A 22528-nucleotide genomic window follows, 5' to 3' on the forward strand; every position below is an offset into this window, starting at 1 on the left:
TTGGCCTCCCCGATAGCCAATCGCGCGCATCAGCGGGAGGCCAATCGGCCATTCGGGAGGCCACTGACAGGCATCCAATCTCTTCATTTCTGCCAGGCCGCCCAAGCCCGGATAATGACCAGGTCTTGCAACAGGAGAACCGATTCATGTCCGAAGAACGCTACATGCGCGAAGCGCTCGACCTGGCCCGCGCCAACATCAAGGCCGGTGGCCGGCCCTTCGGCGCCGTGCTGGTGTACCAGGGGCAGGTGCTGGCACGTGCGGTCAACGAGATCCACAGCACCCAGGACCCGACCGCCCACGCCGAGATGCAGGCCATCCGCAAGGCCAGCCACGCCCTGGGTCAGGCGCGCCTGGATGGCGCCGAAATCTACGCCAGCGGCCACCCGTGCCCGATGTGCCTGGCGGCCATGCACCTGTGCGGCATCGAGCGGGCCTGGTTTGCCTACGACAACGCCGAGGGCGAACCCTATGGCTTGTCCACCGCGGCGGTGTACGCGCAGATGGCTCGCCCGCCCCAGCAGCAGAGCCTGCCGCTGCGCGCACTGAAGCCCAGCGGCGAAGCCGGTCTGTACCTTGAATGGAAACAGGCCAACGCACAATGAGAGCGGCATTGAACCTGCTGCTGGTCATGCTGCTGGCACTGAACCTGCGGCCGATCCTGACCAGTATCGGCCCGTTGCTGGAACCCATGCGCGCCAGTACCGGCCTGGGTTACCAGCAGGCGGCCTTGCTGACGGCGTTGCCGGTGCTGTGCATGGGCCTGGTGCCCCTGCTGCAGCCCTGGTTGCGGCGCTGGATCAGTGAACATGGCGGCATGCTCGCTGGCCTGTCTGCCATCGCCCTGGCCTGCCTGTGGCGCCTGCAACTGGGCAGCGCGTGGGCGCTGATTGCCAGTGCGGTGGTCGCCGGCCTGGGGGTGGCGGTAGTGCAAGGCATGATGCCGGGACTGGTCAACCGCTGGTTCCCCGGCCGCCTGGCGGGGGCGATGGGCCTGTATTCGGCAGCGCTGATGAGCGGCGGCGGCCTGGCTGCCGTGCTCGGGCCGCACATCAGTGGCTACTTCGGCCACTGGCAGGTCGGCCTGGGCGTGTGGGCGATCCCGGCTGTGCTGGCGGTGCTGGCCTGGGCCGTGCTGCGGCCACGCCAGCAGGCGCCGAAGCTGGCCGGTGCCACCGGCGGTCACTGGTTCGGCACGCGCCGGGCCTGGTTGCTGGCGCTGTACTTCGGCTTGATCAACGGCGGCTACACCAGCATGGTGGCCTGGTTGCCGGCCTATCACATCGAGCATGGCGGCAGCGCCCAAGGCGGTGCCGACCTGGTGGGCCTGATGACCATCTTCCAGGTGGCCGGCGCACTGGGCCTGCCGCTGTTGCTGCGGCGCTGGGCAGACCGGCGCCCGGGCCTGTGGCTGGCCTTGGCGATCCAGCTGGTGGGTTTCCTCGGCCTGCTGCTGGCACCCACGCTAGCCTCGGAGCTGTGGGTGGCGATGATCGGTTTCGGCCTGGGCGCCTGTTTCAGCCAGAGCCTGACGCTGACCCTGGAGCACCTGAAGACGCCTGCCGAGGCTGGCAGCCTGGCGGCGTTCGTGCAGGGCATCGGCTTCATCATCACCGGCATCGTGCCGTACGTCACCGGCTGGTTGCGCGACATCAGCGGTGATTTCCAGGCTTCGTGGACGCTGCTGACCGTGACCGTGGTGGCAATGCTGCTGGTAACCGCCTGCTTCAACCCACGCGGTTATGCCGCGGCCATTGCCCGCCCGGTAGTGGCGGGCAAGGCCGCGCCGGTCAACTGAGGCGCTGCAGGGTGTCGCGCACCCGGTCCAGCGCCGGGTCGATGTCCAGCAGCTCGATGGCGCCGAAGCCCAGCAACAGCCCCGGGCGCACTGGCGCTTCGCTGAAGAACGGCGCCAGCGAGTACAGGCCGACTTCCACCTTGCGTGCGAGGTTGGCCAGCAGCTCGACATCGACCCCAGGTTTGGCCAGGGCGCTGAGGTGGAACCCGGCGCTGGCGGGGATGGCGCTGAACCACGGTGACAGGTCGTCGCCCAGCCGCGCGAGGATGCGTTCGCGACGGGCGCTGTAGACCTCGTGGCAACGGCGGATGTGCTTGTTCAGGTGGCCTTCGCCGAGAAACCGCGCCAGTGCCCACTGCAACAGGGTCGGGCTGTGCCAGTCGCTGAGGTGCTTGGCCACGCAGGCGGCCTTCAACACGGCGGGCGGCAGTACGGCGTAGCCCAGGCGCAACTCGGGCAGCAAGGTCTTGGAAAAGGTCCCCACATAGGCCACCAGGCCATGGCGGTCGAGGCGCTGCAACGCCTCCGCGGCTGGGCCGTGGTAGCGGAACTCGCAGTCGTAGTCGTCTTCGATGATCAACGCACCCAGCTCGGCGGCCCGTGCCAGCAGGGCGTGCCGGCGTGACTCGCTCATCGGCATGCCCAGCGGGAACTGGTGCGAGGGCGTCACGTAGATCAGCCGAGTGCCGTCGGCGATCTGTTCCACGCACAGCCCTTCATCGTCCACCGGTACCGATTGCAGGCGCGCGCCCAGGGCCAGGAACAGTTGCCGCGCTGGCGGGTAGCCCGGGTCTTCCATGGCCACCTGGCAACCCGGCTCGACCAATACCCGGGCGATCAGGTCCAGTGCCTGCTGGGCGCCGTTGCACACCAGCAGGTCGGCGGCGCTGCAGTGCACGCCGCGGGCGTAGGCGACGTGATGGGCAATGGCCTCGCGCAGCTCTGGCAGGCCCTGGGCCGGGAACTGTCGCTCGGGGTGGCGCTGGCTGCGGCGCAGGGCATAGTTCAGGCAACTGCGCCACTGGTCGAACGGGAACTGCGCCTTGCTCGAGGCCCCGCCGATGAAGTCGTAACGCGAGGGAGCGTCCAGCTGACGTTGGCTCAGCACGGTGGCGCGCTGCTGCCAGCGCTCGAGGGACGCGGCAGCGGCCAGGGGAATCGCGGTCGATTCGCTGCTGCGCAGCGGCTGGCGCGGGGTGATGAAGGTGCCCCGGCCGACCACGCCGCTCAGCAGGTTGTCGTAGGTCAGCCGGGAATAGGCCTCGGCCACGGTCTTGCGCGACACGCCTAGTTGCTCTGCCAGCAGGCGGCTTGGCGGCAGTTGGGTGCCGGCGGCCAGGTGGCCGCTATCGATGCCGGCGCGCAGTTGCTGGTAAAGCTGGTCGGCCAGGCCTTTGCGCCCTTCCAGGCGAATGTGCAGTTCCATGGAGCGGTCCGGAGCGGGGAAGTGCTCAGGATAGCGGATTGGTCGGGGAAGGGCATGGGGCCGCTTTGCGGCCCATCGCCGGCAAGCCAGCTCCCACAGGGATAGCACATGGCTTGAGGTCTTCGCGGTCTGCCTGTTCTGGCCCCATCGCTGGCAAGCCAGCTCCCACAGATACTGCACAATGCTTGAGGTCGGTGCAGTCGAGGTGGGAGCTGGCTTGCCGGCGATGGGCTGCAGAGCAGCCCCCAGGCAAGCGACCGGTAATCAGAAGCGTGCCGTACTCACCGTGATGTAGCCCTTGTCCGCCAGCGCGATACGTATCACTGTCTCGTCCGCCGGCGCCTTGCGGTTGCGCTTGATGCGCACGCCTTCCACCGCCGCCGCTTTCATATGCTCGGTAATGGCCCGCCCGTTCGGGTCGAAGAACAACTCGCTGGCCAGCAACTCGATACGCTCGATCAGCTGGCGGGAGCGTTCATCGGTGGCGCAGAAGAACATCACCCCCGACAGGTGGGGGTCTTCGTCCGGGTTGTTCATGTCATGGGCCAGCAGTTCGCGCAGGGTGCTGCGCAATTCGGCAGTGGGGCGGGCGTACAGGTGCATGCGGAACCTCCTCTGGATCGCGACCTCGCGTCATCCAGTGCCGATCATGTTTTCAGTGGGCAGGGGGCAACAAGTAGGACGCATCCGAGCAACGCGTAGGAGTTTTCTGAAGATGCAGGAGTGACACCCCAAGCTGGCGGGAGGACAGCGCCTGCGGCACAATTTGCCGCCCGCTACCCGCCTTGCCGAGGATTGCCATGAACAGCCATTTCCAAGCCGTCGACCTGAAAAAGGCCTATCGCCTGCTGAACCACGGCCCGACGGTGCTGGTGTCGGCCAGCCACGAAGGGGTGGACAATGTGATGGCGGCCGCCTGGGCCTGTGCGCTGGATTTCGACCCACCCAAGGTGACCGTGGTACTCGACAAGACCGCCCGCACCCGGCAGTTGGTGGAGGGCAGTGGCTGGTTCGTGATCCAGGTGCCCACCGCGGCGCAGGCGCAGCTGACCCACCAGGTGGGTACCCGCAGCCTGTTCGACCAGCCCGACAAGCTCGCCAGCATTGGTGTGCAGCTGGCGCGGGTCGAGGGGCATGCGGCGCCGTTGATGGAGGGCTGTTCGGCCTGGTTGATGTGCCGGGTGATCGACGAGCCGCACAACCAGAGCACCTACGACCTGTTCATTGGCGAGGTGGTGGCGGCCTGGGCCGATGACCGGGTGTTCCGCGATGGCCACTGGGCCTACGAGAATGCCGACCCGCAGTGGCGCAGTTTGCACTACGTGGCGGGTGGGCATTTTTATGCGATAGGCGAGCCGGTGGTGGTCGATTCGCAAAGTTGATTACACCTGGCCCGGCCTCATCGCCGGCAAGCCAGCTCCCACAGGTATCACACCAGGCCTGAAGCCTGTGCAGTACCTGTGGGAGCTGGCTTGCCGGCGATAGGGCCGCATAGCGGCCCCTGTCAGCATCAGCGCCCGACCTCCTGCTTGAAGCGCAAGCGCCAGCCATGCAGCAACGGTTCGGTATAGCCACTGGGCTGCTGCCGGCCCTTGAACACCAGCTCCCGCGCAGCGCGGAATGCATGCGATGTCTCGAAACCGGCGGCCATTGGCCGGTACGCCGGGTCCCCGGCATTCTGCTGGTCGACCACGCGGGCCATGCGTTGCATGGTCGCCTCGACCTGATCGGCATCGACCACCCCGTGGTGCAGCCAGTTGGCAATGTGCTGCGCCGAAATCCGCAGGGTCGCGCGGTCTTCCATCAGGCCCACATCATGGATATCCGGCACCTTGGAACAGCCGACCCCTTGCTCGACCCAGCGCACCACGTAACCGAGGATACCCTGGCAGTTGTTGTCCAGTTCGGCCTGGATGTCGGCTGCGCTCCAGGGCCGCTCGGGGCTGACCGGGACACTGAGCAGGTCATGCAGCAACTCGGCGCGCTGGGCATTCAGGTCAACCTGTTCCAGCGTTTGCTGCACGGCCGCCACATCCACCTGGTGGTAGTGCAGCGCATGCAGCGTCGCGGCTGTGGGCGAGGGCACCCAGGCGGTGTTGGCGCCGGCCCTGGGCTGGGCGACTTTCTGTTCGAGCATGGCCGCCATCAGGTCGGGCATGGCCCACATGCCCTTGCCGATCTGCGCCTTGCCGCGCAGGCCACAGGCCAGCCCCACCAGTACGTTGCTGCGCTCGTAGGCCTGGATCCAGGCACTGCCTTTCATGTCACCCTTGCGCAGCATGGCGCCGGCTTCCATGGCCGTGTGCATCTCGTCACCGGTGCGGTCGAGGAAGCCGGTGTTGATGAATACCACCCGTGACGCGGCGCTGGCGATGCAGGCCTTGAGGTTGACGCTGGTACGCCGCTCCTCGTCCATGATGCCCATCTTCAGCGTATGTGCGGGCAGGCCCAACAGGGCTTCGACGCGGCCGAACAGCTGGTCGGCAAAGGCCACCTCGGCCGGCCCGTGCATCTTCGGCTTGACGATGTACAGGCTGCCCTCGCGGGAATTGCCGCGGCGCTTGAGGTCATGCAGGCCGATCAGGCTGGTGACCACGGCATCGAGGATGCCTTCCGGGATTTCCCGGCCATCACGGTCGTGGATGGCCGGGTTGGTCATCAGGTGGCCGACGTTGCGGATGAACAGCAGCGAGCGGCCCGGCAGGGTCAGTGGCTGGCCGTCTGCGCCGTGGTAGTGGCGGTCTTCGGCCAGGGTGCGTTCAAAGGTTTTGCCGCCCTTGCTGACCTGCTCGCTGAGGTCGCCCTTCATCAGGCCCAGCCAGTTGCGGTAGACGTTGACCTTGTCGTCGGCATCCACGGCGGCTACCGAGTCTTCGCAGTCGATGATGGTGGTGAGCGCGGCCTCCAGCAGGATGTCCTTGACCCCGGCCGGGTCCTGCTGGCCAATGGCGTTGGCCGGGTCGACCTGGATTTCGAAATGCAGCTGGTGATGCTGCAACAGGATCGCTGTTGGCGTGTTCGGCTCACCTTGGTAGCCACGCAGTTGCGCGGGGTGCATGAGCCCCACCTGGCGGCCATCGGCCAGGGTTACCTGCAGCATGCCCTGGCTGATCGCGTAGGCCTTGGCGTCGTTGTGCGACGCACCGTCGAGCGGGGCAGCGGTGTCGAGGAACTGCCGGCCATAGGCGATCACCTTGGCGCCGCGTCGCGGGTTGTAGCCTTGGCCACGTTCGGCGCCATCGGTTTCGGCGATGGCATCGGTGCCGTACAGGGCATCGTACAGCGAGCCCCAGCGGGCGTTGGCGGCGTTGAGGGCGTAGCGGGCGTTGCTCAGTGGCACCACCAGTTGCGGGCCGGCCTGCACGGCGATCTCGCGGTCGACGTTGCGGGTGCTGACCTGCACGCTTGCCGGGGGCTCCACAAGGTAGCCGATGCCTTGCAGGAAGTGCTGGTAGGCGGCCATGTCACGGATCGGGCCGGGGTGCTGGCGGTGCCAGTTGTCCAGTTCTGCTTGCAGGCGCTCGCGTTCGGCGAGCAGGGCGCGGTTTTGTGGTGCGAGGTCGTGGACCAGGGTGCTGAAGCCTTGCCAGAAGGTGCGGGCTTCGATGCCGGTGCCGGGGAGGGCTTCGTCTTCGATGAAGCGCTGCAGGGTGGGGGCGATCTGGAGTGGATGGTTTGGCATTGTCTGTTCGCTCGATGTTCAGGCTTCTGGAAAGTTTTTGCTTGTGCCGGCCTCTTCGCGGGCTTGCCCGCTCCCACAGGTACTGCACAGGACTCAGGTCTTGTGAAAGCCCTGTGGGAGCGGGCAAGCCCGCGAAGAGGCCGGCACAGGATTCAGAGAGCAGCCGCCCCGGCCTTGGCCACCTGGGCATCCTGCTCGGACTTGACCCCGGACACGCCGATCGCCCCCACCACCTGCCCATTCACCCGCAGCGGCACGCCACCTTCCAGGCTGGTCAGCAGCGGCGCGGTGACGAAAGCGGTACGGCCACCATTGACCATCTCCTCGTAATCCCGCGTCTCCTTGCGCCCCAGCGCGGCTGTGCGGGCCTTTTCCATCGCGATGTAGGCGCTGGCCGGCGCGCAGCCGTCCAGGCGCTCCAGGGCCAGCGGGTGGCCACCGTCGTCGACCACGGCGATGGTCACGTTCCATTGTTGCGCCTGGGCTTGCTGGCGGGCGGCGGTCAGCACGAGGGCGACTTCGGCCTGGCCGATCACGGACTTGCTATGCATGGTGGTTCTCCGGGTTCAAGGCTGCTTCGACGATTTCGATCCAGTGCCGCACCGGTGTGCGCCCAGCCCCGTCGAGGTGGGCCTGGCAGCCGATGTTGGCGGTGGCGATGACTTGCGGTTTGCCGCTTTCCAAGGCGTTGAGGCGGTTGTCGCGCAGTTGTAGCGACAGCTCGGGCTGGGTCAGCGAATAGGTGCCGGCCGAGCCGCAGCACAGGTGGCCGTCCGGTACCGGGGTCAGGGTAAAGCCCAGGCGTGTCAGCAACGCCTCCACCGCACCCCCTAGCTTCAGCGCGTGCTGCAGGGTGCATGGGCAATGGAAGGCCAGGCGCTGTTCGGCGCACAGGCTCAGTTGCTCGACCGGCTCGTCGCGCAGCACCTCCACCAGGTCGCGGGACAGGGCGCTGACCCGTGCGGCCTTGGCGGCGTAGCGCGGGTCCTTTTCCAGCAGGTGGCCGTAGTCACGCACGAACGCGCCGCAGCCGCTGGCCGTTTGCACGATGGCCTCGGCGCCGGCTTCGATGGCTGGCCACCAGGCATCGATATTGCGCCGCGCCCGTTGCAGGCCTTGTTCCTGGGCATTGAGGTGATAGTCCACCGCGCCACAGCAGCCGGCCTGCCGGATCGGCACCACGCTGATGCCCAGGCGGTCCAGCAGGCGTGCGGCGGCGGCATTGGTGTTGGGCGACAGGGCCGGTTGCACGCAGCCTTCCAGCATCAGCACCCGCCGCGCATGGCGCGGTGCGGGGCGTTGGCCGGGGGCGGTGACCCGCGCCGGCAGCTTGCGCTTGAGCGTGGCCGGTAACAGTGGGCGCAGGGCCTGGCCGCTGCGGGTCAGGGCCTTGAACAGCGCCGGGCGTGGCACCACTGCGCGCAGGCCCTGGCGTAGCAGGCGCTGGCCGAGCGGGCGTGGCACCTGCTGTTCGACCACGGCGCGGCCGATGTCCAGCAGGTCGTGGTACCTCACCCCGGAAGGGCAGGTGGTTTCACAGTTGCGGCAGGTCAGGCAGCGATCCAGGTGCAACTGGGTGCTGGCGGTGATCGGCGCGCCTTCGAGCATCTGCTTGATCAGGTAGATGCGCCCGCGTGGGCCGTCCAGTTCATCGCCCAGCAGCTGGTAGGTGGGGCACGTGGCGGTGCAGAAACCACAGTGCACGCAGGAGCGCAGGATGCTTTCGGCCTCGTCGGCGCGGGCCAGTTGCCGGGCGGTTTCGCTCAGGTTGGTTTGCATGGTCTGGCCTCACAGGTCCGGGTACAGGCGGCCAGGGTTGAACACCCCCTGGGGGTCGAGTTGCTGCTTGAGCGCACGGTGGTAGCGCATCAGCGCGGCGGGCAGCGGAGGGCTGCTGGCAGCGCCAGGGGCATGGCAGGTGGCGTGGCCGCCAACCTTGGCGACCTGCTCGCGGATCTCTTGCGCCGGTGCCGTGGACTTGAGCCAGCGCTGCGCGCCACCCCAGTCGATCAGCTGCTGGCCGGGCAGCTCCAGCTCGCCGGTGGCGTTGGGCACGGACAGGCGCCACAGCGGCGCGGGGCCGGCAAAGAACGCCAGGCGCTGCTCGCGCAGGTCGCTCCAGAAGCAGCTGTCCAGTGCCTCGCCGCCCAGGCGCTGGCGTGCCGACTGCACCGAGCCTTCGCCGCCTTCCAGGCGCAGGTACAGCGCGTCGCCGTCATGGCAGGCCGCGCTGATCGGCAGCGGCTGCTGGCCCCATTCAGCCAGCTCCGCCAGCGCCTGGTGGCGGCCCATCGGCAGACGCAGGCTGAGGCACTGGCGCGGGCGTGGCAGCACTTTCAGCGACACCTCGGTCAGCAACCCGAGGCAGCCGAAGCTGCCCGCCATCAGCCGCGACACGTCGTAGCCGGCAACGTTCTTCATCACTTCGCCACCAAAGCGCAACAGCTTGCCGTGGCCGGTGATCACCCGCGTGCCCAGCACATAGTCACGCACGGACCCGGCCCACGGCCGCCTTGGGCCTGACAGCCCGGCCGCGACCATGCCACCCAGGGTGGCGTCGGGGCCCAGGTGCGGTGGTTCGCAGGGCAGCATCTGGCCAGCTTCGTGCAATGCCGCCTCGATCTCGCGCAGCGGCGTGCCGGCGCGGGCAGTCAGCACCAGTTCGGTCGGGTCGTAGCTGACGATGCCGCGGTGGCTGCGGGTGTCCAGCACCTCGCCGGCCACCGGGCAGCCGAGCATGGCCTTGCTGTTGCCACCCTGGATACGCAGCGGCGTGGCCTGGTTCAGCGCCTGGTTGACCTGCTCCAGCAGGGCCTGGCTGATGTCGCGGTCCATGCTCATCAGAAGCGCTCCAGTTCGGGGAAGGGCAATTGCCCATGGTGCACGTGCATGGCGCCGAATTCGGCGCAGCGGTGCAGGGTGGGGATGTTCTTGCCGGGGTTGAGCAGGCCCTGTGGGTCGAAGGCGGCCTTGACCGCATGGAACAGGGTGATTTCGTCGCTGTTGAACTGTGCGCACATCTGGTTGATCTTCTCGCGCCCCACACCGTGCTCGCCGGTGATGCTGCCGCCCACGGCCACGCACAGTTCGAGGATCTTGCCGCCGATGGCTTCGGCACGTTCCAGCTCGCCTGGCAGGTTGGCATCGAACAGGATCAGTGGGTGCATGTTGCCGTCGCCAGCGTGGAACACGTTGGCCACGCGCAGGCCGTATTCGCCGGACAGTTCGCTGATGCCCTTGAGTACCCGTGGCAGTTCGCGGCGCGGAATGGTGCCGTCCATGCAGTAGTAATCCGGGGAGATGCGCCCCACCGCCGGGAAGGCGTTCTTGCGCCCGGCCCAGAAGCGCACGCGCTCGGCCTCGTCGCAGGCCAGCCGTACTTCAAGCGCGCCGGCCTGGGCCAGCACGGCGGCGACCCGTTCGCAGTCGTCATGCACATCGGCCTCGACGCCATCCAGCTCGCACAGCAGGATGGCCGCCGCGTCCACCGGGTAACCGGCATGGATGAAGTCCTCGGCGGCGCGGATCGCCAGGTTGTCCATCATCTCCAGGCCGCCGGGGATGATCCCGGCAGCAATGATCTCGGCCACAGCCCGGCCGGCGTCCTCGACGCTGTCGAAGCTGGCCAGCAGCACCCGCGCCACCTGGGGCTTGGGCAGCAGCTTGACGGTGACTTCGGTGACGATGCCGAGCATGCCTTCGGAGCCGGTGAACAGTGCCAGCAGGTCGAAACCGGGGCTGTCCAGGGCATCGCTGCCGAGGGTCAGGCGTTCGCCCTCGACCGTGAGGATTTCCACCTTGAGCAGGTTGTGCACGGTCAGGCCGTACTTCAGGCAGTGCACGCCACCAGCGTTCTCGGCGACATTGCCGCCGATGGAGCAGGCAATCTGCGAGGACGGGTCCGGCGCATAGTACAGGCCGTGGGGCGCGGCCGCCTGGGAGATGGCCAGGTTGCGCACGCCGGGCTGCACTCGGGCGAAGCGGCCCTGCGGGTTGACTTCGAGAATGCGGTTGAACCGCGCCATTACCAGCAGGATGCCTTTTGCCAGCGGCAGGGCGCCACCCGACAGGCCGGTACCGGCGCCGCGTGCCACCACCGGCACGCCACGCTGGTGGCAAAGCCTGAGCAGCGTCTGCACCTGCTCCAGGCGCTCGGGCAGCACCACCAGCAGCGGCACCGTGCGGTGGGCCGAGAGGCCGTCGCATTCATAGGGCTTGAGGTCTTCCTCGCGGTGCAGGATCTCGAGGTCCGGCAGGGCAGCGCGCAACGCTTGCAGCAGCGCCGCCCGGTCCACGTCGGGCAGCGCGCCATCGACGCGTTCGTCATACAGGATATTCATCGGCTCACTCGGCAACGGTTTTTGTTGTTGTTGGCAAAGCGCTCACCCTTGCAGCCTGCGCGTGGCCGCCGCCGGGGTCGAGCACGGGGTGAACTGGTCCTACCAGTTTTTGCGACGGGTACTGGTTATTGACGGCTTTGCCTGGCTAGATTGAGGCAGGTGGTCGAAGTGGTCCTACCAGCAGGAGGGTACGCAGTGGGTACTGAAGGCAAGGCCAAGGTCGCCGACCAGGTGGCCGAACGGGTCGAGCGGCTGATCGTCGAAGGCGTGCTCAAGGTGGGCCAGGCCCTGCCGTCGGAGCGGCGCCTGGTGGACAAGCTGGGCTGTTCGCGCTCGGCGCTGCGTGAAGGCCTGCGCATCCTGCGCGGGCGCGGCATCATCGACACCGAGCAGGGGCGTGGCTCGTTCGTTGCCGACCTGACGGGCCATGCGGGCGCCACGCCGTTGATGCACCTGTTCGGATCGCAGCCGCGCACGCTGTTCGACCTGCTGGAAGTGCGGGCGTTGCTGGAGGCCGAATCGGCGCGCCTGGCGGCGTTGCGGGCCACCGAGGTCGACCGTTTGCTGATCCGCCGGCGCTATGAAGAAATGCTGGCTGCGCACGACGCCCCCGAAGCGATCGATGCCCGTGAACATGCCCGCCGCGACCATGCCTTTCACCGGGCGATCAGCGAGGCGTCGCACAACCCGGTGCTGGTGCATACCTTGCAATCGCTCAGTGACCTGACCTTGAGCACGGTGTTCGCCTCGGTCAACAACCTGTATTGCCGACCGGCGCAGAAGCGCCAGATCGACCGCCAGCATGCGCGGTTGTATCACGCGGTGATGGAGCAGCTGCCGGAGCAGGCGCAGCGCGCGGCGCGCGAACATATCAACGGGATCCGCGACAGTTTGCGGGAGATCGAGCAGGAAGAGCAGCGGCTGGTAAGGGCTACCATGCGCATGGATGGCTGGGGGTGAATGTATGCCTGTGCCGGCCCTTTCGCGGGCTTGCCCGCTCCCACAGGGACTGCACCGGGTCTGATGCCTGTGCAGTACTTGTGGGAGCGGGCAAGCCCGCGAAGAGGCCGATGCAGGATTACCTCAATCAATGATCGGCTATGCGGTCATCCTGCGAGAGGAGGGCCCGGGCCAGCTCTTCATCATTGGCCTGCAGGCCTGGGTTGTCCTTGCGGGCTTGTTCCAGCGCCGACTCCACATAGGCGCCACGGATTGCACCACCGCTGGCGACGTAGGCCGAAAGCTCGTCACGCGCCGGGATGATCCGTTTGTCGTCCTTGAAGGTCGAGTAAAGCGAGGCGGAAACACCGGCCGAGGTTGCGACGTCGCCTGCGTCGACGTCAGCCAGGGCAGCACCGGCAGGCAGCAGGAGCAGCAGCGCAGGGGCGAGGAGTAGGTGGCGCATGGTGTGATCTCCAGTAGCATGAAGCCCAAGTAATTGAACCACTCAGTGTTTAAGAAAGCGCAGGTGGGGTGGTAGTTCCCTTGTTCACGCTGGAGATTGCCGGGGCTGCTGCGCAGCCCATCGCCGGCAAGCCAGCTCCCACGTCGACCGCGCTGCCCTTAAGGCCTGTGCAGTACCTGTGGGAGCTGGCTTGCCGGCGATAGGGCCCTGTCAGGCGAGTTGGTAAGTAGTCTTCACCCGGGTAAAGAACTGCCGCGCATGCGTCCCTTGCTCCCGCGAGCCCAGGCTCGATGCCCCATTCCCACCAAACGGCACGTGGTAATCCACCCCGGCCGTAGGCAGGTTGACCATCACCATCCCCGCCGAACTGTTGCGCTTGAATTGCTCGGCATGGCGCAGCGAGGTGGTGACGATCCCGGCAGACAGGCCAAAGGCGGTGTCCTCGGCGGCGGTGAAGGCTTCCTCGTAATCACGCACCTTGAGCACGCTCAGCACCGGCCCGAAAATCTCCTCGCGGTAGATGCGCATGTCCGCGGTCACTTCGGTGAACAGCGCCGGGGTGAAGAAATACGCCCCCGCCGGGTTGTCGATGCGCTCGCCACCGCACACCAGCTTCGCGCCCTGTTCAAGGCCGGCGGCCACGTACGACAGGTTCTGCTCCAGTTGCCGGCTGTCGACCACCGGGCCGATGTCGGTGCCGGCTTGCAGCGCATCGCCCACCTGCAGCGCGCGGGTACGCTCGGCCAGGCGCGCGACGAAGGCGTCATGAATGCCGGCGGTCACGATTACCCGCGAGCTGGCCGTGCAGCGCTGGCCGGTACTGTAGAACGAGCCGTTCAGCGCCACCTCTACCGCCTGCTCCAGGTCGGCGTCATCCAGCACGATCAGCGGGTTCTTGCCGCCCATCTCCAGTTGCACTTTCTTCATGCCCTCGGCCGCCAGCCGGGCGATCTGCCGGCCGGTGTGCTCGGAGCCGGTGAAGCTGATGCCATCGACCAGTGGCGAGCGGATGATCGTGTCGCCCACGCTGCGCCCCGGGCCGATCAGCATGTTGAACACGCCCGCCGGCAACCCGGCGCGGGAAATGATTTCGGCCAGGGCCCAGGCCGAGGACGGCACCAGTTCGGCCGGCTTGAACACCACGCAGTTGCCAAAACACAGCGCCGGGGCGATCTTCCACGCCGGGATGGCGATGGGGAAGTTCCACGGCGCGATGATGCCGACCACGCCCAGCGGTTGGCTGAACACATCGATGGCCACATCCTGGCGCACCGACTGGTACTTCTCGCCTTCGGCGCGCAGGGCTTCCTGGGCGTAGAACTTGAACGAGCGCCCGGCCCGGTCCACTTCGCCCAGGGCTTCGCGCACCACCTTGCCTTCTTCGCGGGCCAGCAGCGTGGCCAGCTCCTCGCGGCGGGCGAGGATTTCCGTGCCGATGAAGTCCAGCGCGTCAGCGCGCTGCTGCGGGTTGCTGCGCGCCCAGGCTGGCTGCGCCCGGCGGGCAGCGGCGATGGCCTGTTCGGTCAGCTCCTGGCCGGCGCGTTCGAAGCGTTCGACCACTTCACCCGGGTTGGACGGGTTGCGGTTCTCCAGGATGTCGGCGCTGCTGCCCAGGGGGATGAAGGCGCCATCGACGTAGCTACTCTTGGTCACGAGGGTCATGCGGTGCGAATCCTTTTTTCAGAAACCTGGCGGGCGACAAAGTCGCTGATGTTGTCCACGGCGCTGTCCATCAACTGTTGCATGGCGTCTTCGCTGCTCCAGGCGATGTGCGGGTTGAGCAGGAAGTCATCGCGGTCGATCAGCTGGAACAACGGGTTGCTCGGGTGCAGCGGCTCTACCTCGACCACATCCAGTGCCACGCCGCCCAGGCGACCTTGCTGCAGTGCCTGGATCAGCGCCGCTTCGTTGACCACGCCACCACGGCCAGTGTTGATCACCAAGGCATCGGGCTTCATCAACGCCAGTTGCCCGGCGTCTATCAGGTTGTAGGTTTCAGGCGTGAGCGGGCAGTTGATCGACAGCACATCGCAGCTTTTCAGCAGTTCGGCCAGCGGCCGGCAGTCGGGGCCCTTGCGCTTGCCGCCACGGTCCTCGAACAGCACCTGCATGCCGAACGCCCGCGCCAGGTGCGCCAGGCGCAGGGCGATCGGGCCGCTGCCGATGATCGCCAGCTGCTTGTCGCGCACATCGCGGATGCGGTGGTTGAAGTAGATGTTCTGGTGCGGCTTGTCGCCGGCATGCACCTGGCGCATCAGGCGGGTGAACGCGGCCGGGCGGCGGAACAGTTCGAGGATCATCGCCAGGCTGTGTTCGGCCACCGTGTTGGCGGCATAGCCCGGCACGCTCGACACCTCGATGCCGTGGGCCTCGCAGTAGGCGACATCGACGATGTCGCGGCCGGTGAGGGCCAGCGAGATCATCTTCAGCCTGGGCAGCTGGCGCAGGTGCTCTTCACGCAGCGGCACGCTGCAGGTCAGCGCCACGGTGGCGTCCTGCAGGTGCTCCAGCACCTGGTCGGGGTGGGTGTAGGCAAACTGCTGCCAGCTGTGCTCGCAGTCAGGGCGCTTGAGGCGGGTGGAAGGCGCCAGGCCTTCGTCGTCGAGGAAGACGATATGTTCGCTCACGGTATTGTCCTTATTTTTTCTGCGCGGGCACGTAGCCGGCGGGTGCCATGCCGACCAGCTGGCGGGTGATGAAGCCGGCGTCCTGGTCGTGGTCCTCCAGCGATTCCTTGCGCACCAGCGCATCGCGCACCAGGTGTGCGCCAAAGAAGCGGAACGGCTCTGGCGGCAGCAGTTTCATCTTCTGGTTGACCAGGCCACAGTTGGCCCATTCGTCGTTGGCATGGGTGGCCAGCGACTTGATGATGCGGCTGGCGAACACCGTGGTGGCCACACCGTTGCCGGAAAAACCGATGCCGTAGCTGACAGTCTGGTGATGGTCGAGGTAGCCGAAGTTCGGCAAGCCTTTCATGGCCCGGTCGATCGGCCCGGTCCAGCTGCTGACCACTGGCACGTCCTGCAGTTGCGGGTACAGGCGGCGCAGTTCGGCGGCAACCTTGTCGGCGGCCGGCGACGGCTTTTCATACAGGTTGCCGATGCGCCCGGCATAGGCGAACTGGCCCAGCGGCTTGCCGAACACCACGCGCCCGTCCGGGGTGTTGCGCCAGTAGTTGAGCACGGTGCGCGAGTCGGTCATGCATTCGCCGCCGCTGAAGCCGATGGCGTCGAGCTTGGCCTTGACCGGAGCGGTGGCGACCATGTCGCTGGACATGATCGCGATCATCCGGCGCAGCTCGGGGAACTGCGCGCCCCAGGCGTTGAGTGCCAGTACCACGTGGTTGGCCTTCACATGGCCTTTGGCGGTGTGTACCACCGGGTTCTTGCCGCGTTCCAGGTGGGTGAACGGCGACTTCTCGAAAATCTGCACGCCCAGTTTCAGCGCCACGCGGCGCAGGCCGCGGGCCAGCATGGCCGGCTGCACGGTGGCGGCGTTGGGGTCGTAGATGCCACCCAGCACCAGCGGCGAGCCGACCCGGCCACGGATGGTCTGGCGGTCCAGCTCCTGGAACGGGTTGACGTCGAGCTTCTGCAGGCCGTCGGTGAGCACGCGCCAAGAGTTCATCTGCCGCTGGTTGGTCGCGGTCCACAGCCAGCCGTCCTTGCGGTACTGGGCGTCGATACCGTGTTCCTGGCAGAAGCTGCCGATCTCGTCGATGGCCGACTCGGCGGCCTGGCAGATGCGCCGAGCCTCGACGTCGCCGCAGATGGTGCGCACCGACAGGTACTTGCCCCACCAGTTGGTAGCCACGCCCCCGTTGCGCCCGCTGGCACCGGAGCCGCAGCGGTCGCGCTCGACGATGACGATGGTTTTTTCCGGGTGGGCCGTTTTCAGGCGGATGGCCGACCACAGGCCAAGGAAGCCACCGCCGACGATGCACACGTCGGCTTGAATCGAGTCCTGCAGGGCAGGGGCGAGGTCGCTGTCCAGGTCAAGCGCCTGGGCATACCAGAATCCACGGTACATGAGGGGTGCCTCTGAGCATGTTTGTCTTGTGGGCACATGATGCTCAGCCGGGCCGGCGGGCCGATATTACAGTCATGACAATTGATAGAACGGTGCCGCCTTTTGTCACGGATTTCCTATTTGTGGGGATGCATATGATATGACGGACGCAGGGCGCACTTTAGAATGGCGCTATTGCGAATGTCATGAGGCTTGCGTCCATGGTTGCTCAACAACAAATAGAACAACGGGAAGAACCGGCGCATGCCCCTGTCATCGCTGCGCAGGTAAAGCCGGAACTGCGGGTGGGTTTCGTGCTGATGAACCACTTCACCCTGGTGCCGGTGGCCGGGCTGGTGGACTCGCTGCGCTTTGCCGCCGACAAGTCGTTCCGCAGCCAGCAGGTGTTTTGCCAGTGGGACTGGATGACCCTCGACGACCAGCCGATCACCGCCAGCTGCGGCATGCCCATTTCGCCGACCAAGCCGCTGAACCTGTTCGCCCAGTACGACTACATCGTGCTGGCCGGCGGCCTGCTGGACGAAACCCGCAACCCGCCGGCCTGGTTGCTGGATGCGCTGCGCGAGGTGCATGCCGCGAATATCCCGATCATCGCCCTGTGTTCGGGCTCGTTCGTGCTGGGCAAGGCCGGGCTGCTGGATGGCCGGCGCTGCGCCCTGCATTTCACCCTGCGCGATGAGTTCAGGGAGCGCTTCCCGCTGTCCACGGCGGTGATCGACAAGAGCTATGTGGACGACCGCGGCATCATCACCTGCCCGGGTGGCACCGCCATCGACCTGGCAGCCAACCTGATCCGCCGGCATTGCGGTGCGGTACGGGCGCAGAAGGGGTTGGAATACCTGCTGGTGGACGAGCGTGCCGACGAGCAGGAGGGCAAGGCGGCCAGCGAATGCGTGTACCAGAACGACAGGGTGCAGCGGGCGATCAGCTTCATGCGGGCCAACCTGGATGCCTCGATGACGCTCAAGGCCGTGGCCGAAGCGGTGGGCACCCACCCCCGGCAGTTGCACCGCGAGTTCGTCGCCAATACCCAGGAACCGCCGGCCAACTACTGGCGCAAGCTGCGCCTGGACCATGCCCGGCGGTTGCTGGTGAATACCAGCCAGAACATCACCACCATTGCCTTGGCGTGCGGGTTTTCCGATGCGTCGCACTTTATCCTGTGGTTCCGCAAGCAGTATGGCGAGACGCCGTACAGCTTCCGCAAGCGGCGGCATGAGGTGGAGCGGTTTGACTGGCATGGTGACAAGGTGGGGCTGGACCCGGAGTTGTGAGCGGTTGGCGCTCTTCCTGCTGTGGATCGCGGTCGCTGCAGGAGCGGCCTTGTGTCGCGAAAGGGCTGCGCAGCAGCCCCGGCAATTTATGCATTTGCGCTGAAACCCTGGGTCTGCTGCGCAGCCCTTTCGCGACACAAGGCCGCTCCTACAACGGACCGCGTTAACCAGTCAGGTAGCACAAGCAGTTGTTTCCCCAAAAGGTCGCGTAGGATCAGAGCTGGCCGAAGGCCTGGATCTCGATGCGGTAATCCGCTGTCGCCAAGGCCGCGCCTACACAAGCCCGCACTGGTGGCTGATCGCCAACCCAGGCGTCATACACCTCGTTCATCGCCGCAAACTCGCCCATGTCGGCCAGCCAGATCTGCACGCGGGTCAGGTTGCCCTTGCCTGCGCCGACCTGCGCCAGCCACTGCTCCAGTTGCGCCAGTACGCAGCGGGTCTGCGCGGCGATGTCGCCCGGTTGCAGGGCGACGATGCCCGAGGTTTCGATGCGGCCATCCACCAGCACCATCTGGCTGGCCCGTGGGCCGGGGTTGATACGTTCGATCATCGACAGTTTCCTTAGAACAGCACGTAGGTCTTGCGCAGGGTTTCGCGAATGTCCCACACACCCTCGCAGTTTTCCGGGAACAGCACCGCGTCGCCCGCGCGCAGCTCCACCGGCTCGCCACCGTCGGGGGTGAAGGTGCACCAGCCGCTGACGATGTGGCTGAATTCACGGTTTTTCAGGTGACGGCGGAACACCCCCGGGCTGCTTTCCCATACACCGATGCTGGCGCCGACGGCCTGGTCGGTCTGGTCCTGGGCGGTGGCTGCCTGGGCGATGGGTTCGCCGATCGGCAGGCGGGCAGGGGCCGGGGTGCCCAGGGGGGAGGCGGGGGCGTTGCGGACTACGGTCAGGACTTGGCTCACGTATGGGTTCCTTTGGTTCATGCAGGGACTGCGCAGCACTATCGCACTGGCCTGATGGCGGGCCATATAACGGCTGGGACGGGTCGTGGGATGCTGCTGTCGGACAGCTGCAGATTTGCGGTGAGGCTGATGGCCCTATCGCCGGCAAGCCAGCTCCCACAGGTACAGCATTGCTCTCGAGGTTGTCGCTGACCTGTTGGAATTTGAGCAAGACAGTTGCTGCCACAGGTACAGCGCATGGCTTGAGCCCTGTGGAGCCCTTGTGGGAGCTGGCTTGCCGGCGATAGGGCCGGTGCAGGAAAAACCTATCGGTCGGCCAACCGCGACCGGGTCAACAACCCATCCAGCACCACCTCGCACGCCGCGCCCCAGGTGGCACTCACCGGCTGATGCATCAGCACCTCCAGCCCGTCGGCGGTAAAGGTCCCGGGGGTGGCAATGGCCTGCCCCAGGGCCTTGAGCGTGTATCCTGGCTGCTGCCCGGCGCTGGCCACGCAGTCCTGCAGGTTGCCCAGCACCAGTGCGCGTGCCTCGGCCGCCGGCAGGCCTTTGTCCATCAGCCACTGTTGCAGGTCGTGCAGCAGGAAGTAGAACCAGCCGTTCATGCAGGCTGCCACGGTGGCCAGTTCGAACTCGGGCTCACCCCGCAGGACTACCAGCTTGCCCAGTGGCCCGAGGTATTGCGTGGTCAGCGCATCCGGCGGGCAGACCACCACCGTGGACTGGTTGTACTGCGCGGCATACGACAACATCGCACGCACACAGAGGGCGCCGGGGAAGGCGCTTGCCAGTTGCCCAAGGCTCACCCCGGCAGCCAGTGACACCAGGCGCTGGCCGGGGCGCAGGCGTACTTCGCCTGCCAGTTCGCCCAGCGAATGCGGGCGCACGCCAAGGATCACCAGCTCGGCCTGGTCGACCACCGCCTGGTTGCTCGTCAGTACCTCGCAAGCGTGCTCCCGGGCCAGCAGGGTTGCCCGTTGCGCATTGCGCGGTGACAGCAGGATGGGCCCGTCGAAGCCGCTGCGGCGCAGGCCGATGACCACTTTTTCGGTCAGCTCGCCGACCCCGAGAATGCCCAGGCTATGCATAGTGCCTCCTTGTCAGCTTTCCAAGCCGGCGCGGCGCTGGCCCCAGTGCAGGTTGAGGTTGACGCCCACGCTCAGCAGCGGCTCCGGCGGGTTGCGGTTGGGGCCTGCCGAGCCGAGCAGAAAGTCGATCAGTTCGTCGTGCTCGCCGCTCAGCCAGTCGGCCAGCAGGGTGCCGGTGGCGGTGCCACGGGTAATGCCCAGGCCGTTGCAGCACAGCGCCGCATGCACGTTGGGGGCAAGGGTGCCGAAGTGCGACAGGTGGTTGCGCGACAGGCACATCGAGCCGCCCCAGGTGTATTCGAATGGCATGCCCGACAACATCGGGAAGCGCCGCTCGAACGACTCGCGATGCTGGCGCCCGGCGCGGGCAATGTGGCGCGGGTTGGCACGGCCGTCGGCGTTGAAGCTGAAGCTGTTGCGTACCAGCAGGCGCTGGTCCGGGGTACGACGCAGGGTGCTGCCGAACGGGTCGGCGGGGATGATGCCCCAGCTGGCCTTGCCGCCCAGGCGCGCCTGTTCTTCCTCGGTCAGCGGGCGGGTCATGCTGGCGTAGGTGAAGATCGGCAGCAGGCGGCCGGGCAGGAAGCCAAAGTGCGAGGCGAAGGCGTTGTTGGTCAGCAGCAGCTGGTCGGCGACGATCTCGCCGTTGGCATGCTTGAGGGTGATGCGCCGGCCCTGCTCGATGTGGGTGATGGTGGTGCGCTCGTGCAGGGTCACGTTACCCGGCAGGCTGTCGGCCAGGCCTTTGGCCAGGGCGGCCGGTTGCAGCAGCTGGGTGCCCGGGGTGTACAGTGCCTTGCGGTAGAACGCGGTGCCGAAGTGCTCGGGCAGGTCGCGGGCGTCGATCATCTGGTAGGGCTGGCCGAGTTTTTCCAGGCCGCTGCGGTACGCCTCGAGCACGGCCAGGCCTTTGTCCTCGACCGCCGCCTGGTACTTGCCGTCCGGGCGGATCTGGCAGTCGATGCCGTGCTGGTTGATCAGCCCGCGCAGGATCGCCTGCGCGCGCAGGTTGAGCTTGAGGTTCATCCGCGCGGTGGGCAGGTCGCCGATGTAGTCGGCGGCACCGATGTCGTGGGGCAGGTCGATGGCGAAGCCGGAGTTGCGCCCCGAGGCGCCGAAGCCAACCTCCTGGGCTTCGACCAGGATCACCTCGTCGTCAGGGTGATGCAGCGCCAGTTGCCGCGCGGCGGCAAGGCCGGTGAAGCCTGCCCCGAGCACCACCCAACGCGCCTCGCTCCGCCCCCGGTGCGCGGCGCGTGGCTGGCGCCCGGGGCTGAGGTGGAACCAGCCGCAACCATTGTCGTCCGCGGGGGTAGAGGTGTTTCTGTACATGGGATTTTATCCGTGTTGTTTTCTCCACTATGGCATTGGCGTCCGGGTGGGGACTATGACGGGAGGGACGGGGAATAAGATGTTCTGGCTGCGCGCATTGACCCTGTCGGGCCAGGCGTGATCTGCTCGGCCTGATGGCCCAATCATTCAATGGATACTGAAGGATCTCACCCATGCCCGACTACAAGCTGCATTGTTTCGCCGAATCCGGTAACGCCTACAAGGCCGCCCTGATGCTTGAGCTCACAGGCCAGGACTGGCAGCCGGTGTTCGTCGATTTCTTCAATGGCCAGACTCGTGAACAAGCCTGGCGCGACGAAGTGAACGAGCAGGGCGAGGTGCCGGTGCTGGAGCACGCCGGTAAATCCTTCACCCAGTCTGCGCTGATCCTTGACTACCTTGCGGAGAAAACCGGGCAGTTCGGCCCCCGCGACGAAGACGAAAAGCGCGAGATCTGGCGCTGGATGCTGTTCGACAACCACAAGTTCACCAGTTACTACGCGGCGCTGCGCTTTCTTTTCTGCCTGAAGAAAACCGGCGAAACGGACGTGACCCGGTTCCTGCGTGAACGTGCCGTGGCAGCCTACCGTATTGTCGACGCGCACTTGGCGAAGACGCCATTCATGGTCGGTGGCCGGCTGACGATCGCTGACCTGTCGTTGGCCGGGTATGTGTTCATGCCGGAGGACACTGGCATTGCGTTGGCACAGTTCACCCACATCGAGGCATGGAAGGCGCGAATCCAGGCGTTGCCAGGGTGGAAGCACCCGTATGATCTGATGCCCCGCGCGGCCTCCTGAGCAACCCGGCTCGCCAGGCCACGGTGCAGCGGCCTTTGGCGAGCCAGCCATTCTGATGACCGGTCGGTGACAAGCGCAGCGGCGTGGCTACGCTCAAAAATCAAGAAACATCCTGAAATATTTGGCCGGCAGGCCCTGAAGGATCTCGTTCAACCGCTGCAGATGGAAGGCCGCGCTGGTTTGCAGGTTGCCCCAAGGGGGGCCGGAAATCACAGGGTGCGTCGTGCAACCCGGTGCTACTCCAAGCGGAGGCTCATCATGCTCAGGAAATGCTTGTTGGCTTTGGCTATCGGTGCAGTGTTGTCGGCTTCGGCCGTGTTGGTGCCTGACTCCATTGGCGGTACCTCCAGCGCGTATGCGAAGGATGGTGGTGGTGGTGGTGGTGGTGGTGGTGGTGGTCACGGTGGTGGTGGCGGAGGCAGCGGCGGCGGTGGTGGCC

21 protein-coding genes and 1 pseudogene are annotated in these 22528 nt (G+C 66.4%); 7 read left to right on the top strand and 15 right to left on the bottom strand.

Annotated features, from left to right (window positions below):
- The first annotated feature begins 146 nt into the window (after window positions 1-146).
- Together CAG22_RS25625 and CAG22_RS25630 are read left to right on the top strand one after the other, a co-directional pair.
- Window positions 147-605, top strand: a complete 459-nt coding sequence (locus CAG22_RS25625) for a nucleoside deaminase (RefSeq protein ID WP_025338701.1) — start codon at window positions 147-149, stop codon at window positions 603-605.
- Complete coding sequence (locus CAG22_RS25630) at window positions 602-1798, top strand: CynX/NimT family MFS transporter (protein WP_085706426.1); 1197 nt, start codon at window positions 602-604, stop codon at window positions 1796-1798. The genes CAG22_RS25625 and CAG22_RS25630 overlap by 4 nt, the downstream gene beginning before the upstream one ends.
- Here CAG22_RS25630 and CAG22_RS25635 read toward each other — a convergent pair.
- Window positions 1791-3224, bottom strand: coding sequence for a PLP-dependent aminotransferase family protein (locus CAG22_RS25635; RefSeq protein WP_085706427.1), 1434 nt, complete (start codon window positions 3222-3224; stop codon window positions 1791-1793). The two genes, CAG22_RS25630 and CAG22_RS25635, sit on opposite strands and share 8 nt — an antisense overlap.
- 264 nt (window positions 3225-3488) lie before the next feature.
- Window positions 3489-3827 carry a hypothetical protein gene (locus CAG22_RS25640; RefSeq protein WP_085591035.1) on the bottom strand — a complete coding sequence of 113 codons (339 nt, stop codon included), beginning with the start codon at window positions 3825-3827 and terminating at the stop codon, window positions 3489-3491.
- A 197-nt stretch (window positions 3828-4024) separates the two neighbouring features.
- Between CAG22_RS25640 and CAG22_RS25645 the strand changes: the two genes are divergently transcribed.
- Window positions 4025-4606 carry a flavin reductase family protein gene (locus tag CAG22_RS25645; protein WP_085706428.1) on the top strand — a complete coding sequence of 194 codons (582 nt, stop codon included), beginning with the start codon at window positions 4025-4027 and terminating at the stop codon, window positions 4604-4606.
- Between the two features lie 128 nt (window positions 4607-4734).
- Here CAG22_RS25645 and CAG22_RS25650 read toward each other — a convergent pair whose 3' ends face one another.
- The 5 genes from CAG22_RS25650 to glcD form a co-directional block, all read right to left on the bottom strand.
- The gene (locus CAG22_RS25650) at window positions 4735-6906 is read right to left on the bottom strand and encodes a malate synthase G (protein ID WP_085706429.1); all 2172 of its coding nucleotides are present in this window, start codon (window positions 6904-6906) and stop codon (window positions 4735-4737) included.
- 152 nt (window positions 6907-7058) lie between these two features.
- Entirely contained in the window at window positions 7059-7457 is a 399-nt protein-coding gene (locus CAG22_RS25660) for a heme-binding protein (RefSeq protein ID WP_085591042.1), read from the bottom strand.
- Entirely contained in the window at window positions 7450-8685 is a 1236-nt protein-coding gene (gene glcF, locus CAG22_RS25665) for a glycolate oxidase subunit GlcF (protein ID WP_085706430.1), read from the bottom strand. Before glcF ends, CAG22_RS25660 begins: the two co-directional genes overlap by 8 nt.
- 9 nt (window positions 8686-8694) lie before the next feature.
- The gene (gene glcE / locus CAG22_RS25670; protein WP_085706431.1) at window positions 8695-9747 is read right to left on the bottom strand and encodes a glycolate oxidase subunit GlcE; all 1053 of its coding nucleotides are present in this window, start codon (window positions 9745-9747) and stop codon (window positions 8695-8697) included.
- A complete protein-coding gene (glcD, locus tag CAG22_RS25675; protein ID WP_085706432.1) occupies window positions 9747-11246 on the bottom strand; it encodes a glycolate oxidase subunit GlcD in 1500 nt (499 codons plus the stop codon). The genes glcE and glcD overlap by 1 nt, the downstream gene beginning before the upstream one ends.
- 195 nt (window positions 11247-11441) lie before the next feature.
- Between glcD and glcC the strand changes: the two genes are divergently transcribed.
- Window positions 11442-12206: a transcriptional regulator GlcC gene (gene glcC / locus CAG22_RS25680; protein ID WP_085665139.1), complete on the top strand. Its 765-nt coding sequence runs from the start codon at window positions 11442-11444 to the stop codon at window positions 12204-12206.
- A gap of 127 nt (window positions 12207-12333) precedes the next feature.
- Here glcC and CAG22_RS25685 read toward each other — a convergent pair whose 3' ends face one another.
- The 4 genes from CAG22_RS25685 to CAG22_RS25700 form a co-directional block, all read right to left on the bottom strand.
- Complete coding sequence (locus CAG22_RS25685; RefSeq protein ID WP_003260922.1) at window positions 12334-12651, bottom strand: DUF2388 domain-containing protein; 318 nt, start codon at window positions 12649-12651, stop codon at window positions 12334-12336.
- A 210-nt stretch (window positions 12652-12861) separates the two neighbouring features.
- Window positions 12862-14313, bottom strand: a complete 1452-nt coding sequence (locus tag CAG22_RS25690; protein WP_085706433.1) for an aldehyde dehydrogenase family protein — start codon at window positions 14311-14313, stop codon at window positions 12862-12864.
- Window positions 14310-15278 (bottom strand): NAD(P)-dependent oxidoreductase, encoded by a 969-nt coding sequence (locus tag CAG22_RS25695; RefSeq protein ID WP_025338713.1) that lies wholly within the window; start codon window positions 15276-15278, stop codon window positions 14310-14312. The genes CAG22_RS25690 and CAG22_RS25695 overlap by 4 nt, the downstream gene beginning before the upstream one ends.
- Window positions 15279-15288: 10 nt before the next feature.
- Window positions 15289-16680 carry an FAD-binding oxidoreductase gene (locus tag CAG22_RS25700; RefSeq protein WP_085591055.1) on the bottom strand — a complete coding sequence of 464 codons (1392 nt, stop codon included), beginning with the start codon at window positions 16678-16680 and terminating at the stop codon, window positions 15289-15291.
- Window positions 16681-16880: 200 nt separating this feature from the next.
- Here CAG22_RS25700 and CAG22_RS25705 point away from each other — a divergent pair, with 200 nt between their 5' ends.
- The gene (locus CAG22_RS25705; RefSeq protein WP_025338715.1) at window positions 16881-17954 is read left to right on the top strand and encodes a GlxA family transcriptional regulator; all 1074 of its coding nucleotides are present in this window, start codon (window positions 16881-16883) and stop codon (window positions 17952-17954) included.
- A gap of 214 nt (window positions 17955-18168) precedes the next feature.
- Here the strand turns inward: CAG22_RS25705 and CAG22_RS25710 are convergent, their stop codons facing one another.
- The 4 genes from CAG22_RS25710 to CAG22_RS25725 all read right to left on the bottom strand — a co-directional run bounded on the left by CAG22_RS25710 (window position 18169) and on the right by CAG22_RS25725 (window position 21289).
- On the bottom strand, window positions 18169-18507 hold the full coding sequence (locus CAG22_RS25710) for a RidA family protein (RefSeq protein WP_025338716.1): 339 nt from the start codon (window positions 18505-18507) through the stop codon (window positions 18169-18171).
- Between the two features lie 11 nt (window positions 18508-18518).
- Window positions 18519-18869, bottom strand: coding sequence for a cupin domain-containing protein (locus tag CAG22_RS25715; RefSeq protein WP_025338717.1), 351 nt, complete (start codon window positions 18867-18869; stop codon window positions 18519-18521).
- A gap of 305 nt (window positions 18870-19174) precedes the next feature.
- Window positions 19175-19957: an NAD(P)-binding domain-containing protein gene (locus CAG22_RS25720; protein WP_085591059.1), complete on the bottom strand. Its 783-nt coding sequence runs from the start codon at window positions 19955-19957 to the stop codon at window positions 19175-19177.
- Window positions 19958-19969: 12 nt separating this feature from the next.
- On the bottom strand, window positions 19970-21289 hold the full coding sequence (locus tag CAG22_RS25725; RefSeq protein WP_085591061.1) for an FAD-binding oxidoreductase: 1320 nt from the start codon (window positions 21287-21289) through the stop codon (window positions 19970-19972).
- Window positions 21290-21462: 173 nt separating this feature from the next.
- Here CAG22_RS25725 and CAG22_RS25730 point away from each other — a divergent pair, with 173 nt between their 5' ends.
- A complete protein-coding gene (locus CAG22_RS25730) occupies window positions 21463-22089 on the top strand; it encodes a glutathione S-transferase family protein (protein WP_025338720.1) in 627 nt (208 codons plus the stop codon).
- A gap of 258 nt (window positions 22090-22347) precedes the next feature.
- Window positions 22348-22528 (top strand): annotated as a pseudogene (locus CAG22_RS28825) (hypothetical protein); the annotation flags it as partial.

Source organism: Pseudomonas sp. B8(2017) (assembly GCF_002113575.1).
GTDB lineage: Bacteria > Pseudomonadota > Gammaproteobacteria > Pseudomonadales > Pseudomonadaceae > Aquipseudomonas > Aquipseudomonas putida_Z.